The 16,174-nt window shown below is 65.7% G+C and carries 13 protein-coding genes and 1 tRNA gene; 4 read left to right on the top strand and 10 right to left on the bottom strand.

What is annotated here, in order from left to right; all coding sequences use genetic code 11:
• Positions 1–93: 93 nt before the first annotated feature.
• Positions 94–891, bottom strand: coding sequence for an undecaprenyl-diphosphate phosphatase (locus AB4118_RS14785; RefSeq protein WP_113518344.1), 798 nt, complete (start codon positions 889–891; stop codon positions 94–96).
• A 245-nt stretch (positions 892–1,136) separates the two neighbouring features.
• Between AB4118_RS14785 and AB4118_RS14780 the strand changes: the two genes are divergently transcribed.
• From AB4118_RS14780 to AB4118_RS14770, 3 genes are read left to right on the top strand one after another with little or no spacing between them, the layout of a single operon-like run.
• Entirely contained in the window at positions 1,137–1,829 is a 693-nt protein-coding gene (locus tag AB4118_RS14780) for a glutathione S-transferase family protein (RefSeq protein ID WP_441490425.1), read from the top strand.
• A 23-nt stretch (positions 1,830–1,852) separates the two neighbouring features.
• Positions 1,853–2,965: a tRNA epoxyqueuosine(34) reductase QueG gene (queG, locus tag AB4118_RS14775; protein ID WP_441490424.1), complete on the top strand. Its 1,113-nt coding sequence runs from the start codon at positions 1,853–1,855 to the stop codon at positions 2,963–2,965.
• Positions 2,962–3,828 carry an SDR family oxidoreductase gene (locus tag AB4118_RS14770; protein WP_441490423.1) on the top strand — a complete coding sequence of 289 codons (867 nt, stop codon included), beginning with the start codon at positions 2,962–2,964 and terminating at the stop codon, positions 3,826–3,828. Before queG ends, AB4118_RS14770 begins: the two co-directional genes overlap by 4 nt.
• A 7-nt stretch (positions 3,829–3,835) precedes the next feature.
• On the opposite strand, the gene olsB is transcribed toward AB4118_RS14770, so the two are convergent.
• The 8 genes from olsB to AB4118_RS14730 all read right to left on the bottom strand — a co-directional run bounded on the left by olsB (position 3,836) and on the right by AB4118_RS14730 (position 13,923).
• A complete protein-coding gene (gene olsB, locus AB4118_RS14765) occupies positions 3,836–4,699 on the bottom strand; it encodes a l-ornithine N(alpha)-acyltransferase (protein WP_441490503.1) in 864 nt (287 codons plus the stop codon).
• A gap of 188 nt (positions 4,700–4,887) precedes the next feature.
• The gene (locus AB4118_RS14760; protein WP_441490422.1) at positions 4,888–6,990 is read right to left on the bottom strand and encodes an ATP-binding protein; all 2,103 of its coding nucleotides are present in this window, start codon (positions 6,988–6,990) and stop codon (positions 4,888–4,890) included.
• A gap of 113 nt (positions 6,991–7,103) precedes the next feature.
• A complete protein-coding gene (locus tag AB4118_RS14755; protein WP_441490421.1) occupies positions 7,104–8,642 on the bottom strand; it encodes a YifB family Mg chelatase-like AAA ATPase in 1,539 nt (512 codons plus the stop codon).
• Positions 8,643–8,711: 69 nt separating this feature from the next.
• Positions 8,712–10,877, bottom strand: a complete 2,166-nt coding sequence (locus AB4118_RS14750) for a TRAP transporter permease (RefSeq protein ID WP_441490420.1) — start codon at positions 10,875–10,877, stop codon at positions 8,712–8,714.
• 162 nt (positions 10,878–11,039) lie between these two features.
• On the bottom strand, positions 11,040–12,017 hold the full coding sequence (locus AB4118_RS14745; protein ID WP_441490502.1) for a TAXI family TRAP transporter solute-binding subunit: 978 nt from the start codon (positions 12,015–12,017) through the stop codon (positions 11,040–11,042).
• A 165-nt stretch (positions 12,018–12,182) separates the two neighbouring features.
• Positions 12,183–12,758, bottom strand: a complete 576-nt coding sequence (locus AB4118_RS14740; protein WP_441490419.1) for a TIGR00645 family protein — start codon at positions 12,756–12,758, stop codon at positions 12,183–12,185.
• A gap of 103 nt (positions 12,759–12,861) precedes the next feature.
• Positions 12,862–13,518, bottom strand: coding sequence for a peptide-methionine (S)-S-oxide reductase MsrA (gene msrA / locus AB4118_RS14735; RefSeq protein WP_441490418.1), 657 nt, complete (start codon positions 13,516–13,518; stop codon positions 12,862–12,864).
• Positions 13,519–13,599: 81 nt separating this feature from the next.
• Complete coding sequence (locus AB4118_RS14730; protein WP_441490417.1) at positions 13,600–13,923, bottom strand: hypothetical protein; 324 nt, start codon at positions 13,921–13,923, stop codon at positions 13,600–13,602.
• Positions 13,924–14,073: 150 nt separating this feature from the next.
• Between AB4118_RS14730 and AB4118_RS14725 the strand changes: the two genes are divergently transcribed.
• Positions 14,074–14,163 (top strand) — tRNA-Ser (locus tag AB4118_RS14725).
• Between the two features lie 349 nt (positions 14,164–14,512).
• Here the strand turns inward: AB4118_RS14725 and AB4118_RS14720 are convergent.
• Positions 14,513–16,093 (bottom strand): MFS transporter, encoded by a 1,581-nt coding sequence (locus AB4118_RS14720; protein ID WP_441490416.1) that lies wholly within the window; start codon positions 16,091–16,093, stop codon positions 14,513–14,515.
• Positions 16,094–16,174: the final 81 nt, after the last annotated feature.

The following is a 16,174-nucleotide window of genomic DNA, read 5'->3' as shown; positions in this document are numbered from 1 at the left end:
CGCCGGAAAAGCCGCGGCGCCACATGGCAGGCCGCGATGGACAGCGCCTTCAGTCGGAACTGCTGGGATCCCAGTTCTCGACGGGCCTTCCGATCAGCCGAACACCCACAGACCCGCCAAACCCGCTGCGCCGACGATGATGCGCCACCAGGCGAAGAGCGCGAAGCCACGGCGCGAGACGTAGTCGAGGAAGGTCTTGACCACGAGGAGCGCCGCGAAGAAGGCCGCGACAAAGCCGACCACGATCAGCATCGTGTCGTCGAAGGTCAGGGTCTTGTAATTCTTAAGGAGGTCATAGGCGAAGGCGCCCGCCATGGTCGGCATGGCGAGGAAGAACGAGAACTCCGCCGCCGCGCGTTTGCTCGCGCCGAGCAGCATGGCGCCGACAATCGTCGAACCCGAACGGGAGACGCCCGGAATCATCGCCAGGCACTGGATGAAGCCGATCTTGAGATACATCGGCAGCGGGAAGGTGGTGGCGTCGGTGTGCTTCACCTCGAGCTCGAGTTCGTCGACGACGAGCAGCACGAGCCCGCCCGCTATCAGGGCGCAGCAGACCAGGAACGGGTTGAACAGCACGCCCTTGATGAAGCCATGCAGCAAGGCGCCGATCACCGCTGCCGGCAGGAAGGCGACGAGCACGCCGATCACGAAGCGCCGTGCCGCCGGATCGGTCCGCAGCCGCAGCGCGATGTCGAGTAGCCGCCGGAAATAGACCAGCAGGATGGCAAGGATCGCGCCGAGCTGGATCAGGACCTCGAAGGTCTTGCCGTTCGATTCAAAGCCGAGAAAGTGACCGAGCAGCAGGAGATGGCCAGTGGAGGAGACCGGCAGGAACTCGGTCAGACCCTCGACGATGCCGAGCACGATCGCTTCGAACAGGTTTTGCATGGCTGTTTCCCAGGAAGCCTCAGATCGCCGCCGCGGCAGAGGTAAACCGTACCCCTCTATGGAACCAAGCTCTTTGCCAATTGGTTACCACTTCGCCAAGCCAATGCCGTGGATTCGTGGCTTCCCATGGGCAGCGGGTTGTGAGGGGGCGTAGCCGAGACTATAGCAAATGTGCGGCGCATAGCCCGATGCCTCCCCCCTTCGACAGCCCTGCTTCGGCCGCATCCATCTGTTTCAAGAGTGCAATGGCGTCCCTTCATCATTATCCGTTATGCCCGCATTCGCGCTTCATCCGGCTCGTCCTTAGCGAGTTCGGGCAGGAGGCGGAGCTGATCGAGGAACGTGTCTGGGAGCGCCGGCGCGAGTTTCTGGAACTCAACACAGCTGGTACGACACCGGTTTTTCGCGAGGAGAACGGCTTTGCCGTCCCGGGCGCCGGACCGATCTCGGAATATCTCGACGAGACCCGCGGGCTGGCGCTGGGCCCGCGGCGCCTGTTGCCCGAGGGGATGGCAGAGCGCGTCGAGGTTCGTCGCCTGCTCGACTGGTTCAACCTCAAATTCGATAGCGAGATCACCAACCCGCTGGTGCTCGAGAAGGTCATGAAGCGCTTCATGAGCCGGGATGAGGGCGGTGGCCCGCCGGAAATGAGCGCCATCCGCGCCGCACGCGCCAATGTGCGCTATCATTTGCGCTATATCGCCTGGCTGACGGCCAAACGGAACTGGCTCGCAGGCAGTGCGCTGAGCTATGCCGATCTCGCCGCGGCCGCGCATCTCTCTTGCGTCGACTATCTCGGCGATGTGCCCTGGGAAGAGGACGAGGCCGCGCGCGCATGGTATGCGAGGATCAAATCCCGGCCGAGCTTCCGGCCGCTGTTGAGCGACCGGGTGCCGGGCATGGCGCCGAGCGCTCATTACGACAATCTGGACTTCTGAACGGCGAGAAGCTCAAGCGCGCGGTGCTGGAGCGCGCGAGCGCCGAAGGCTTCGTGGTCGCTCGCATCGCCTCCGCCAGTGCGATCCCCGAGGCGCCCGAACGGCTAAGCGCCTGGCTGGCGGCCGGACACCATGGCGATATGGATTGGCTGACCGAGCGCAGGGACGAACGCGCTGATCCGCGCCGGCTCTGGAGCGAGGTGCGCAGCGTCGTGATGCTCGGTGTGAGCTATGCGGGCGAGGGCGATCCGCTCGCCATCCTCGGTCAACCCGACAAGGCTGCGATTTCGCTCTATGCCCGCAGGCGCGACTATCACGATGTCATCAAGGGCCGGCTGAAGAGCGTCGCCGGGTTGCTGGCGGCTCGCGGCGGCGCAGATGTGAAGGTCTTCGTCGATACCGCGCCGGTGATGGAAAAGCCGCTGGCGCAGGCCGCGGGGCTTGGTTGGCAGGGCAAGCATACCGTACTGGTCTCGCGCGAACACGGCTCCTGGCTCTTTCTCGGCGCGATCTACACCACGGCCGAACTGCCGGTCGATGGGCCGGAGCGCGACCATTGCGGTTCCTGCCGGCGTTGTCTCGATATCTGTCCGACCGACGCCTTCCCCGCGCCCTATCAGCTCGATGCGCGCCGCTGCATCGCCTATCTCACCATCGAGCATCAGGGCCATATCGACGCGGCCTTGCGGCCCGGCATCGGCAACCGCGTCTTCGGTTGCGATGATTGCCTGGCCGTATGTCCCTGGAACAAGTTCGCCGAGGCGGCGCACGAGACCCGGCTTGCGCTGAAGGAGGAGCTTGAGGCATTGCCCCTGGCCGATCTCGCAGCGCTCGACGACCCATCCTTCCGCCAGCTCTTTGCCGGCACGCCGGTCAAGCGCACCGGCCGCGATCGCTTCATCCGCAATGTGCTGATCGCCATCGGCAATAGCGGCCGGCCGGATCTTGCCGCGAGCGCCGAGCGGCTGATTGCGGACGCTTCGCCGCTGGTGCGCGCCATGGCCGCCTGGGCCTTGATCCGGCTCGCGCCCGAGCGTGCGCGCGGCCTTGCCGAAGCCGCGCTGTCTGGCGAAGCAGATCCTGACGTCCGCCAGGAATGGCTTGCCTTTCTCTCCGCTCCGGAACCCGTCGCATGAAGCTTGTCATTCTTGGTCTCGGCTACTCCGCCGGGTTCTTCGCGCGTGCGGCGCAAGCCGAGGGCTGGGAGGTCACCGGTACGGTCCGATCGGCCGAGAAGGCGGGGCGTCTTAGTCGCGAGGGCTTGCATACGCTGGTCTATGACGGTTTTGCGGTATCCCGCCCCTTGGCCCAGGCCGTCGCCGAGGCTGACGCGGTCCTCGTCTCGGTCCAGCCCGATGACGAGGGCGATCCGGTTCTGAACGGACTCGGCGAGGCGCTGGCTGCTGCGCCGAACCTGCGCTGGATCGGCTATCTCTCCACCATTGGAGTCTACGGCGACCACGGCGGTGCCTGGATCGATGAAGGCGCCGAATGCCGGCCGACGAGCCGACGCTCGAAGCAGCGCCTCGAAATCGACGAAGCCTGGCTTGCCCTGGGCGAGCGCAGTGGCAAGCCGGTGCAGGTATTCCGGCTCTCCGGCATTTACGGTCCCGGGCGCAATGCCATCACCAAGCTCCGCGCCGGCACCGCCAACCGCCTGATCAAGCCTGGCCAGGTCTTCAATCGCATCCATGTCGACGATATCGCCGGCATCCTGCTGGCTTCGCTGGCCAGGCCGCGAGCGGGCGCGGTCTACAACGTCACCGACAACGAGCCGGCCCCGCCACAGGACGTGATCACGCTTGCCGCCGAACTGACGGGTCTGACTCCGCCCCCCGAAGTGCCGTTCGATCCGGCAAAGCTCTCGCCCATGGCTGCGAGCTTCTACGGGGAGAACAAGCGGGTCTCGAACGCCCTGGTGACGCGCGAACTGCGCTATGAGCTGCGCTACCCCACTTACAGGGAGGCGCTGCGGGCGCTGGCGTCAGCAGGCGAGTGAGCGTTGCTCAAGCCGCGTAGCGCTGCCCTTCGTCGCCGAGATAGTCGAGATAGCGCCGGTCGATCGCCGAGACCGGCACGATGACCAGCACATCGGTGGTGCCGAACTGCTTGTCGACGACCGCACCGGAGCCGAAGCGGGCGCCGAGCCGGAGGTAGCCCTTGATCAGCGGCGGCAGCAGCTTCAGCGCCGCCTTGGCATCGACCTCTTCGATCGGCAGCCGGTCCATCGCAATATGACGCTCCGGGCGCGCCGTGGCGGACCACTCGCCCTCGGCGCGGGCGTGGTGATGCAGGAAGCTCAATGGCAGCGCCAGCGCATCCGGGTCGGTGCCGTCAAAACTCGCGCAGCCGAACATCGCATCGATGCGATGGTGCCGGACATAGGCCCAGATGCCGTGCCAGAGCAGTTCCACCGTCTTCTTGGTGCGATAGGGCTTGAGCACGCAGGAGCGGCCGAGTTCGAGGAAGCGCAGGCCGCGGTGGCGTTCGATCATTCCAGAAAGATCGAATTCCGATTGGGAGTAGAAGCCGCCAAGCCGCAGAGCCGACCCTTCGCGCATCAAGCGATAGGTGCCGACGACCTTCGGTTTCAGACCGCCGAACCGGCCGCGCGCCGAATGGTCGATGACGAGGAGATGGTCGCACGCCGCGTCATAGCGATCCGCATCGCGGCGGAACATGCGGGCGACGACATCCGGCTTTGCGGACATCTCCTGGTAGAACACCCGATAGCGCAGTCGCTGCGCGCGCCAGATCTCGCGCGGGCCGCGCGCCAGCCGCACTTCCAGCGAGCCGGAGCGGCCGAGCGTTTCGCCCAGGTAATCCTGCTTCCGACTGAGGCGGCGTACGGTGTCGCCGGTGATCAGCATGAGTGGGGAGAAGCGCGACAAGAGAGGGTGGCCCGCTGGCAGCTGATTTGCCGGCTGTCGTAGGCCGCGCAACATGTCGAAGGCCATTGTCCGTCTCGTCCCTGTGCCGTCGAATCTGCAGTTCGCTAGGCTAGTACCGATGTTCCTACGGGATCGCGACAGAACTGCGTCAGAGCTGTGACTGTCCGTCAAGCGCGGAGTGTGACGCGCCTCGCCCCGGTGACACGCGCGATCCAGGCGCGAAGCGCCTCTCGGGCCAGTGGTTTAGCCAGGCAATCATTCATTCCGGCGGCCAGCGCGGCTTGCCGATCCTCCTCGGCGACATTGGCGGTGACCGCGACAATGGGTAGCAAATTTGGCCGCCCGAGCGAGGCCTCCAGGGCGCGAATCCGACGAGCGGCTTCCAATCCGTCAAGCTCCGGCATCCGGATGTCGAGCAGAATGAGATCGAAGGGCGCGCGCTTGCCCGTGAGCCCGGCCTCGATGAGAGCGACCGCTTCACGCCCGTCCCGAGCCCAGACGGCCGTGCAGCCGAGGCGTTCAAGGGTCCGTGTCACGAGCAGACCGTTGATATCGTTATCCTCGGCGATCAACACCGTCAGTTGAGGCGGACCGGGGTCCTTGGTCTGGATCGGGGTCACCCCCCGGGGCGGCAGAGTCTCCTGCCGTGGCCGAGCGGGCGGTGCAAGCCGCTCATAGAGCGAGCGGGCGCGGACCGGCTTGACGAGAAAGCCGGTGAACCCGCCAGCGAGCGGTGAACCGAATTGGCGGCGCTCAAAGGGAGACATCAGGATCAGGCACTCGCCGACACCGGCCTGCCGGGCGGCAGCAGCGACGGCGCGCGCTTCATCGACCCCGATGGCCTGGTCGATCAGGGCGGCATCGAAGCGCCGTGCGCCCGCGAGCAGCGCGAGCGCTTCTGTCACATTCCGGGCGCGCATGATCGATGCGCCGGCGATCTCCATGGTTTCAGCGAGATAGTCCGGGCCGAACGGCGCGGCGGATGCGATCATGATCAGCTTGCCGCGCCACTCCGGCAGTACTGTAACCCGCACCCCTGCACCGCCCTCCGGAAGCGGCAATGTAACGCGGAAGATCGCGCCCGATCCCGGCGCATTTTCAGCCGTGACCGAGCCACCCATCAGGGTCACGAGCCGGCGCACGATCGCGAGCCCGAGACCGGTGCCGTCATGACGACGGGCCGCAGAGCTGTCGGCCTGTTCGAATTCCTCGAAGATCGCCTGCAATCGCCCTGGCGGAACGCCAGGACCGGTATCGGAGACGCTGATGGCGATGGCGTCGCCCGCGCGGGCGACGCGAATGCCGACACCGCCGCTTTCGGTGAACTTGATCGCGTTGCCGACGAGGTTGAGCAGGATCTGGCGCAGCCGGTCGCGGTCTCCGATCCAGTGCGAGGCGAGATCCGGTGCGAGGAAGGTCGCAATCTCGAGCCCCTTGGCTTGGGCTCGTGGCGCCATCAATTCGCTGACCGTCTCGACCAATTGGCCGAGATCGAAGCGCTCCTCGGCGAGTTCCAGCCTGCCCGCTTCGACCTTGGCGAAGTCGAGGATGTCGTCGACGAGGCCGAGCAGGGCTTCGCCCGACGTCCTGAGTGCCCGGACATAGGTGGTCTGCTCAGGGTCGAGCCTGGTGTCGTTCAGGAGGTCGGCCATGCCGAGAATTCCGTTGAGCGGCGTCCGGAACTCGTGACTGACGGTTGCAAGGAACCGCGACTTTGCCTCGTTGGCGCTCTCGGCGCGGCTGCGCGCCTCCTCCAGCGCCTGCTCGCCGGCGATCCGGGCGGAGATATCGCGGCCGACACGCTGCAGCACGGTCTTGCCGAGTGCGACCGGCACAATGGTCTCGACCCAGGAGATCCAGCGCTCGCCTCCCTCGGGCGAAGCAATGCATTCGTCGAAGATCCGCGTGCCGTCGGTCAGCGCCTGCGCAGGTCGGCTCTCGATGACGCGTGGTGCCGTGCGGCTGCCGATGATCTCGGCCTCGTTCGCTCCGAGAAGGGCGGCATAGGCCGCATTGGCGTAGACGATGCTGCTTTCGTTCCGGCGGACGATCAGATCGCCCTGGGCCTCGATCAGGCTGCGATAGCGCTCTTCGCTGTCTGCCAACGCCCAGAGACGATCGGTCAGCTTCTCCAGATCCTGGGTCATGTCCAGCGCTTGCTCCACGACGCGGTTGCGTGCGCGTAGCTGCATCACGGCGGCGACGCCGGCCAGAACGGTCAGCAGGCTGGCGAGAACAGCCCAGACCACTGGGAAAGATGGAAGTTCCATGATGCCAGTCTAGTATTCGTCCCCTTGAGAAAGCGTTCGCGCGCGAACGCTGCTTTCGCGATCGTTTGAATGAGTTCGTTAACCTGGCGGCACGGATGCGGCACTCTCCGACGTCATGCGGCCTGCGCCACCTGATCGATGCGTGAACGGTAGGATAGCGCCTCCGCGAGATGGACCCGGCCGATCTTCATCTCGCCGTCGAGATCGGCAAGTGTGCGCGCGACTTTCAGAACACGATGGTAGCCGCGCGCTGTCAGCTTCAGGGCCTCGGCGGCGTCGCGCAGGAGCGAAATGCCGGCATTGTCCGGCCGGGCGATCTGGTCGAGCACGGGCGCGGGGCAGGCGGCGTTGGTCGCGATCTCGGAGAGGCCGAGCGCCTCGAAGCGCGTCGTCTGCACCTGGCGCGCCACGGCGACCCGGGCCGCGACCTCCGCCGAGCCTTCGCTGTTGGCCGGCAGAAACAGGTCGGTTGCGGTTACGGCCGGCACATCGATGACGATGTCGATGCGGTCGAGCATCGGACCTGAGATCCGGGTCTGATACTGGGCCATGCAACGCTCGTTCGGCTGCCGCCGGCAGGCATAGCCCGGTTCGGTTGCCTTGCCGCATCGGCACGGGTTCATTGCGGCGACAAGCTGGAATCGCGCGGGGTAGATGGCGCGGTGGTTGGCCCGCGAGATCAGCACCTCGCCGGTCTCCATCGGCTGGCGCAGCGCGTCGAGGGCCTGAGCCTGGAACTCCGGCAATTCATCGAGGAAAAGCACGCCGTGATGGGCGAGCGAAACCTCGCCGGGCTTGGCCTGCAGGCCGCCACCGACGAGTGCCGCCATCGAGGCCGAGTGATGCGGCGCGCGAAAGGGGCGGCGATCGGTCAGCGCTCCCTCGGCGAGATGCCCGGCGACGGAATGCACCATCGAGACCTCGAGCAGTTCGCGCGGCGAAAGCGGCGGCAGGATCGAGGGCAGGCGGCTCGCCAGCATCGATTTGCCGGCACCGGGAGGCCCGTTCATCAGGAGATTATGGCCGCCGGCGGCGGCGATCTCCAGCACGCGGCGCGCGCTTTCCTGGCCGCGAATATCGGCGAGATCGGGCAGGGGCCCGGATTGCCGGGCCACGGACGGCACTGGCCGGGCCATCACCTGCGTACCCTTGAAATGGTTCGCGAGCTGGATCAGCGAGCGCGGATTGAGGATATCGACATCGGCGGCAGCCCAGGCGGCCTCCGGGCCGCAGGCGGCGGGGCAGATAAGCCCTTGTCCGCGGGCATAGGCGGCCATCGCTGCTGGCAGGACGCCCGCGACGGAGGTGATGGAGCCGTCGAGCGCAAGTTCGCCGAGGACTGTATAGCCGGCGAGCGCATCGGCAGGGATCGCGCCGATGGCGGCCATGACCGCTAGTGCGATCGGGAGATCGTAATGGCTGCCCTCCTTTGGCAGATCGGCCGGCGCCAGATTGACCGTGATGCGCTTGGCCGGCAGCGCCAGTCCCGATGCGATCAGCGCGGCACGCACTCGCTCGCGGCTTTCCGCCACCGCCTTGTCCGGCAAGCCGACCAGAAGGAAGGCGACGCCGCCCGCTGTGACCTGGACCTGCACGTCGACGGCGCGCGCCTCGATGCCCTCGAACGCAACCGTCGCGACCCGCGTGACCATCCGCGCCTCCCTGTTCCCTTGGGGGAGGCTAGCGAATGCTCAGCTCACTGGCAAGAACATATCGGGAACTCAGGCCGGCGCCACGCTGGCCCGCCGCGCCCCCACCTGACGCAGCAGGACGGGGGCTGCGATGACGAGCCCCGCCAGGACACTGGCCGGGGTCGCCAGGATCATCGGCAGGGCGGCGATGCCGACGACAAAGCGTTCCCACATTGCCAGCGGGGCCAGGAACCAGCCGGCGAAAGCGGCAGAGAGGAAGGTGATGCTGGCGATGCAGGCCGCGGTCGAGCCGATCAGCTCGGTCCAGGTGAAGCCCGGCGCCATGATCAGCATCGAGGGAGAAAACACGAAGACGAAGGGTACCAGCACCTTGCCGAGCGCCAGCCGGAAGGCGGTGTTGCCGGTCTTGAACGGATCGGCGCCGGCCATGCTCGCTCCGGCATAGGCTGCGATCGCGACTGGTGGGGTCACATCGGCGAGGACCCCGTAATAGAACACGAAGAAATGCGCCACCAGCGGGTTGACGCCGAGCAGGCCGAGCGCCGGCGCGGCCACCGTCACCATGATGATGTAGTTCGCCGTGGTGGGCACGCCGCAGCCGAGCAGGATGCAGACGATGCCGGTGAGCAGCAGCGTGAAGAACAGCGTCGCCGACTTGATGTCGAAGGGCAGGAACGGCACGAGATCGAGCACGCCCTTGGCCCATTGATCGGCGAGCGAGGTCACGATCCAGGAGATCTTGAAGCCGACGCCGGTCAGCGTCACCACGCCGACGATGATGCCGACGGTCGCCGCCGCCGCGCCGACGCCAATGGCGTATTTGGCGCCGAGGATGAAGGCATCGACCATGTCGTTCATGCGCCGGCGCCCCTTGTCCGAGCGCATCAGCACGCCATGCGCCATCACCGCGAAACAGGCCAGCGTGAAGGTCGCGTTGACGCCGGGCACGCGCAGGAACTCGGTTGGCGCGGCAAGGCCGATGGCGAGCGCGAAGGCGAGGGCGGAGGCGGCGCGATACTGCGCGAGGCCAACCAGCATGCAGCCGGTGATGCCCCAGAACGCAGCGAGATAGGGCGTATAGCCGGTGAACAGCACCAGGATCAGCGCAAAGAGGGGCGCGATCGTCGGCCAGTCGCGGGCAAAGACTTCACGGAGATTCGGAATCTCGGCATCGGTCAGGCCGCGCATGCCGGAGCGCTTCGCCTCGAAATGCACCTGCATCAGCACGCCGAAGAAATGCATGAAGGCGGGGATGATCGCGGCGATGACGATCGTCGCGTAGGGCAGGTTCAGGAATTCGACCATTAGGAAAGCGGCGGCGCCCATGATCGGCGGGGTGATCTGCCCCCCGGTCGCGGCCGTCGATTCGACGGCTGCTGCAAAATGGCGCTGGTAGCCGAGCCGGATCATCATCGGGATCGTCAGCGAGCCGACCGTCACGGTATTGGCGACGGAGGAGCCCGAGATCATGCCGAACAGGGCCGAGCCGAAGATCGAGATCTTTGCCGGTCCGCCGGCGAAGCGTCCGGCGAGCGCAGCCGCTACGCCGAGGAAGAGCCGGCCGAGCCCGATCCGCGTGGCGAGCACGCCAAAAAGCACGAAATGGAAGACATAGGTTGCGACCACGCCAAGCGCGACGCCATAGACGCCCTGGCTGGTCAGATAGAGATGGTTGACGAGGGTCGACCAGGTCGCGCCCGGGTGCAGGAAGATGCCGGGAAACCAGTTGCCGAAGATCGCGTAGACAATGGCGAAGAGCGCGATCATCGGCAGCCCCCAGCCGATCGCGCGCCGCGTCGCCTCGATCATCAGCACGATGGTGATCGTGCCCATGACGACGTCGAGCGTAGAGGGATTGCCGACGCGGAAGACCATGTCCTCGAAGATCCAGGGCACGTAAAGGCTCGAGATCGCCACCGCGACGGCGCAGATCCAATCGTAGAGCGGCACGCCCCCCGGCCGCAGCAGTGTCGAGGCGTGCACCGTCTGGGCATCGCTCTTGCGGGCCGAGAACACCAGGAAGATCAGGCTGAGCACGAAGGCGAGATGGATGCCGCGATGCGTCGTCTCGCGCAGCAGCCCGAAGCCGGCCGTGTAGTAGTGGAAAGCCGAGAGCGCGAGCAGCAATCCGCCGATGATCAGTGAGGTGCCATGCGGCACCTTGCGGAACTGCATTTCCGGATCGAGTTCTTCCTCGAGCTTGGCGAGTTCGGCGGCGGAGGGCTGGGTTGTCATGTCAAAACTCAACGGCAAACCCCTCTCCCGGATGGGGAGAGGGGCAGGGGTGAGGGAAAGCGAGGTCTGAACGGGGAGGATTTGCCGGAGGCCTCTTGCGTGAGGCCTCGCGCCGTCTCCCTTGGCCCCTTTCCCATGCGGGAAAGGGGAGGTCGCGGCGGCTTACTTCAGTAGCCCGGCTTCCTTGTAGAACTTCTCGGCGCCGGGATGCAGCGGCACGCCCTGCAGGCCCGACAGCGCGGTCTCCTTGCGGATCGCCTTGCCTTTGGCATGGCCGGCATCGAGCGCGGCGCGGGTCTTGTCGCTCCACAGGGCCTTGGTCACGGCATAGACGGTGTCGGCCGAAACCTTGGCGGAGGTCACCCAATGCGCGCCGACGGCGACGGTCTTGATCGCGCCGACATCCTTGTACGTGCCGGCCGGGATTTCGTCGGCGGCGAAGAAGGGGAACTCCTTGGAGAGCTTCTCGGCCTGCGGTCCGGAGATCGGCAGGATGTCGATGCCCGAGCCGGTCGAGGCCAGCTCCGAAATCGCGGCCGCGGGAAAGCCGCCGGTGAAGAAGAAGGCGTCGACCGAGCCGTCCTTCATCTTCTCGGCTGCCTGGTTCGGCTTGAGGAATTCGGCCGAGATGTCCTTCTCGGTAATGCCATAGGCGTTGAGGATCGCCTTGGCGTTGAGCAGCGTGCCGGAGCCCGGCTCGTCCAGCGAGACCTTCTTGCCCTTGAGATCGGCGACGCTCTTCACATTCGAGGCCTTGCGGACGACGAGATGGACCGACTCGGGATAGAGGTTGGCGATCGAGCGCAGATCAGCGACCTTCGGCTTGCCCTCATAGACGCCGGTGCCGGAATAAGCCCAATAGGCGACATCAGCCTGGACGAAGCCGGATTCGGCTGCGCCGCCGACGATCGCATTGACATTGGCGACTGAGCCGTTGCTGGCGACGGCGGCGGTTGCGACGAGCTGCGGCGGCGCCGAGATCGCATTCGCGATCAGGCCACCGATCGGGTAGTAGGTGCCGGCCGTGCCGCCCGTTCCGATGCGGAAGAAGGCTGGCGCCTGGGCGAAGGCGAGGCCCGCTGCAAGCGCAACGCCGCCGAGCGCGAGACCTGCGGCCGCAAGTTTCGATCTGAAAGTCATGGTCATGTCACGGAAGCTCCCTATGAACCCGGGAGTGTTCGCAGCTTTTGCCGGCTGATCAAGTGCGCGACTGGCAAGGCCGGCGCGTTTTGCACGCAGGGCGCGCAACAGTGTGGCTAATTCGGGGCAGAGCGGGTCGCGGCCCCCGGTGCACCGCGGCCCGTCTCAGTGTCCGTTTGCGCCGCCGGCCTTGCCCTGTGCATCGCCGGAAATCCGGTCGCTGAGGGCCATCAACAGGCCCGAGCTGACGAAGACGAGATGGATCGCGACATACCACATCAGGTCGCGGTCGCTGGTGCCCTTCACGTTCATGAAGGCCTTCAGCACCTGGATGGCGGAGATGGCGACGATCGAGGAGATCAGCTTCAGCTTCAGCCCGGAGAAATCGATCTTCGACATCCAGTCCGGCCAGTCGCGATGCGCATTGGTATCGATCTTCGAGACGAAATTCTCGTAACCCGAAAAGATCACGATCACGATCAGGGAGCCGGTGAAGGTCAGGTCGACCAGCGCCAGCACGCCGAGGATCACGTCCGCTTCGCTGGCGGTGAAGACATGGCTCAGGACGTGGAACGCCTCCTGCAACGCCTTGATCAGCAGCCCGGCGAGGGCCAGCACGAGCAGGATGTAGAACGGGGCGAGCAGCCAGCGGCTGGCGAAGAGGATGGATTCCAGAATTCGGGTCGCTGCGGAGGGCCGGTGAACGGGCCCGTTCCCGGCTTCCATCTCGCGCTCGCCCATCGTCCTGCCCCTGCGTGATCGTCTCGACGCTTCTTGCCATGATGCGAAGAAGCCCCGCAAGCGAGCCTGCGGGGCCTCCTTATCGGTTTGGGGCTGGGCGTGATCAGGCGTCGACGCCGACGCCGATCTGGCAGGCGACGCCGGTGCCGCCGAGGCCGCAATAGCCTGCCGGATTCTTGGCGAGATATTGCTGGTGGTAGTCCTCGGCGAAATAGAWGGCGGGCGCGTCGAGGATTTCCGTGCTGATCGGTCCGTAGCCGCGCGAGGCGAGGGCGCTCTGGTAATCTGCCTTGCTGCGTTCGGCAGCCAGCTTCTGTGCCTCGTCGAAGACATAGATGCCGGAGCGGTACTGGGTGCCGACATCATTGCCCTGCCGCATGCCCTGCGTCGGGTCGTGATTCTCCCAGAAGGTCTTGAGCAGGGCCTCGTAGGAGAGCCTGGCCGGGTCGAAGACCACGAGCACGACTTCGTTATGCCCGGTCAGCCCGCTGCACACCTCCTCATAGCTCGGATTGGGTGTGATGCCTCCGGCATAGCCGACCGCGGTGACCCAGATGCCGTGCTCGATCTGCCAGAACTTGCGTTCAGCCCCCCAGAAACAACCGAGGCCGAACAGGGCCTTCTGCGTCTCGGCGGGATACGAGCCCTGCAGCGGGCGGTCGTTCAGGAAATGGCGCTCGGCTGTCGGGATCGGTTCGGACCGGCCGGGCAGGGCCTCGGCCGGGCTGGGCAGGGTCGTCTTCTTGCGCAGGGAGAACATGATCGGCTCCATCCTCCAACAGTTGCTCCCGAGATAAGCATGGCGCCGCCGTTCCGACAGGCGCTCGCCCTGCATGGCCCTTCACCGTCGCGTGACGATACCGACCTGCGGCTCGGGCCTCGCGCCGAGCCAGAGCAGGAGGAAACCGAGCACCAGCGCGACCAGCGCGACGGGCGACCGCATCAGCGAGAGCAGCATCGGGTCCCAGAGCAGCGGATGGAGATTGCGCTCGATGGCTGGCTGCAGCAGCGGATAGCGCGTCGGCAGCAGAATGAGGAGGATTTCGCCGAGCGACGTGAACTGAAGCGAGGAATTGGCGATCGAACGCGCGCCGTCGATGACCAGCGCCACGAATCCGCTGGCGACAGCAAGATAGCCCAGCAAACGGATGAAAAAACGCAGCATCCCGCCCCATTCCCCGCACGCGCCCTTCGCATCCGATGTGCCCATTCGGGCACGGCTTTGCAACCTTGTCCGGCGCTCTCCACGCAAGAATACGAAAAGCGCGTTTCAGGCCTTGAAAGAAGCCGGCTCGGCGGTCATAAGCAGCCCGCCGGACAGGTGGCCGAGTGGTTGAAGGCGCACGCCTGGAAAGTGTGTATACGGGAAACCGTATCGCGGGTTCGAATCCCGCCCTGTCCGCCATTTCAAAACAGAACCGGCCACGTCGAGCGTGGTCGATTTTGCGCCGGATCCTACGGCAAGGGGGCTGAGCAGGCTCCCTTCGATGCCGTGATACGCATCTGGCTTCCCCTGACCTGGACGCGTTGGCTCGGCGCCCCGAGGTGACCGCGGGATAATCGCCGCTGCGGGCTGTATTCGCGCTCTGGCCGGTTTTTGCGAATATGCGAACCAGCGAGGCGTGATGGCCTTCTGCCCTGAGCGTTCCAGCGGGGTCCGCACGCAGTCGGCGGCTCTCACCTGATCCAGGATCACCTCGGGCCGGTGATGGGGCTCTTTCAGCACCGGCCAGTCCCGAAAAGCTCCACCCGCTTCACCGGGGCGGCTCGCTACCGTGAATGACGCCAATATGCCGCAGCGAAACGGCAGCGAGGATGGCGAGGAGTGAAACGCTCACGGCACTGAACATGGCCGCGGTGCTGAACCCTGCTGTGAACGCAGCCTGCGCCTCTTCCATCAGGCCGACAGGCAGCTGCGACGCAACCGAGGATGCCGCCCACAAGCTGTCTCCAACGGCCTCTTGCGCTTCATGACCGAGATGATCAGGCATGCGGTCGAGCATGACTCGGCGATAGATGGCGGTGGCGAGGCTGCCAAGCACCGCAATGCCGAGCGATACGCCGAGGTCCTGCACCGTCTCGGACATCGCCGATGCCGAGCCTGCCTTGTCGGCGGGGGCCGATCCAACCACGAGGTCCGTACCCAGCGCAGCGATCGTGCCAAGCCCGAGATAGGCCAACGAGAAGCCGGCGACGACAATGGCCACGCCGGACGCGCTGTTATCCAGTTGGGTCAGCAGCAGATAGCCCGCAACCGACAACCCCAGCGCTCCGGCCACCACGAAGCCGGGGCGAACGCGCCGGGCAATCAGCGGTGCCGTGACGCCGGCCGCGACCATGGCAAGCGCGGGCGGCCCCATCCAGAGACCCGCGACCAGTGGAGAAAATCCGGCCACGAGCTGCAGATATTGCGTGACCAGCAGCATCGTGCCGCCGACCGCGACGAGGCCAAAGAGGAGCACGATCAACGCCACGCTGAAAGCTCTGTTGGCAAACAGCGACATGTCGAGCAGCGGGTCGGCGAGGCGCTGCTGCCGGCGCACGAACAGCGTGGCGAAGGCAAGTCCCATCGCAATGGCGCCGACCGGATGAAGTCCGAAGCCATCCTTGGCGACCTGCTTGATGCCATAGACCGAAGGCAGCATGGCGGCGAGCGAAAGGCCGACGCTCGCAAGGTCCAGCCTGCCGACATGTGATGCGCGATACTCGGGCAGAAGGACAGGCGCCAGCAAAAGCAGCAGGCCGACAACGGGCACGGCTATGAGAAAGGCTGCACCCCACCAGAAATGCTCCAGCAGTACGCCGCCCACGACCGGTCCAAGCGCCATGCCGAGCGCGAACATGGTCGCCCAAATTCCAAAGCCAAGAGCGCGCTGCCTTGGATCGGCGAACATGTTCGTGATGAGCGCCAGCGTCGACGGCATCAGCGTTGCGGCGGCTACTCCGAGCACCGCCCGGGCCGCGATCAGCATCACGGCACTTGTGGAGAAGGCGGCGAGCGCCGAGGCGACGGCGAAGGCAGCCGCCCCCATCATCAGAAGCTTGCGGCGGCCGATACGATCGCCGAGCGTCCCCATGGTGATCAGGAAACCCGCGATCATGAAGCCGTAGGCATCCATGATCCAGAGCGCTTGCACGCTGCTCGGTTGCAGATCGGCGGCAAGCGCCGGAAGCGCCAGGTGAAGCAGCGTCAGGTCCAGACCGGGCAGGATCGTCGGCAAGGCCAACAGCGCCAGCCCGAGCCATTCGCGTGCCCCAGCTGTTCCAGGCGGTGAGGCGGTGCCTTCTGTCGTCGTTCTGGAAAGGGGAAGATCGGGTTCGTCCTGAGAAGTCATGCTGCCTCCTTGTCGCGGCGGGACTTTCGAGGCACGGTCATCCTGTTACAATATAAGAAATTATCCTGTTACTAGAGGTAA

This window comes from Allobosea sp. 2RAB26 (assembly GCF_052115465.1).
GTDB lineage: Bacteria > Pseudomonadota > Alphaproteobacteria > Rhizobiales > Beijerinckiaceae > Allobosea.
The sequence above is the reverse complement of the archived record's forward strand: the minus strand, read 5'-3'. Positions and strand labels throughout refer to the sequence as shown.

Coding starts and splice junctions, on each gene's coding strand:
- AB4118_RS14785 (WP_113518344.1), bottom strand. CDS start 891: ATGCAAAACCTGTTCGAAGCGATCGTGCTCGGCATCGTCGAGGGTCTG.
- AB4118_RS14780 (WP_441490425.1), top strand. CDS start 1,137: ATGGCGTCCCTTCATCATTATCCGTTATGCCCGCATTCGCGCTTCATC.
- AB4118_RS14770 (WP_441490423.1), top strand. CDS start 2,962: ATGAAGCTTGTCATTCTTGGTCTCGGCTACTCCGCCGGGTTCTTCGCG.
- olsB (WP_441490503.1), bottom strand. CDS start 4,699: ATGCTGATCACCGGCGACACCGTACGCCGCCTCAGTCGGAAGCAGGAT.
- AB4118_RS14760 (WP_441490422.1), bottom strand. CDS start 6,990: ATGGAACTTCCATCTTTCCCAGTGGTCTGGGCTGTTCTCGCCAGCCTG.
- AB4118_RS14755 (WP_441490421.1), bottom strand. CDS start 8,642: ATGGTCACGCGGGTCGCGACGGTTGCGTTCGAGGGCATCGAGGCGCGC.
- AB4118_RS14750 (WP_441490420.1), bottom strand. CDS start 10,877: ATGACAACCCAGCCCTCCGCCGCCGAACTCGCCAAGCTCGAGGAAGAA.
- AB4118_RS14745 (WP_441490502.1), bottom strand. CDS start 12,017: ATGACTTTCAGATCGAAACTTGCGGCCGCAGGTCTCGCGCTCGGCGGC.
- AB4118_RS14740 (WP_441490419.1), bottom strand. CDS start 12,758: ATGGGCGAGCGCGAGATGGAAGCCGGGAACGGGCCCGTTCACCGGCCC.
- AB4118_RS14730 (WP_441490417.1), bottom strand. CDS start 13,923: ATGCTGCGTTTTTTCATCCGTTTGCTGGGCTATCTTGCTGTCGCCAGC.
- AB4118_RS14720 (WP_441490416.1), bottom strand. CDS start 16,093: ATGACTTCTCAGGACGAACCCGATCTTCCCCTTTCCAGAACGACGACA.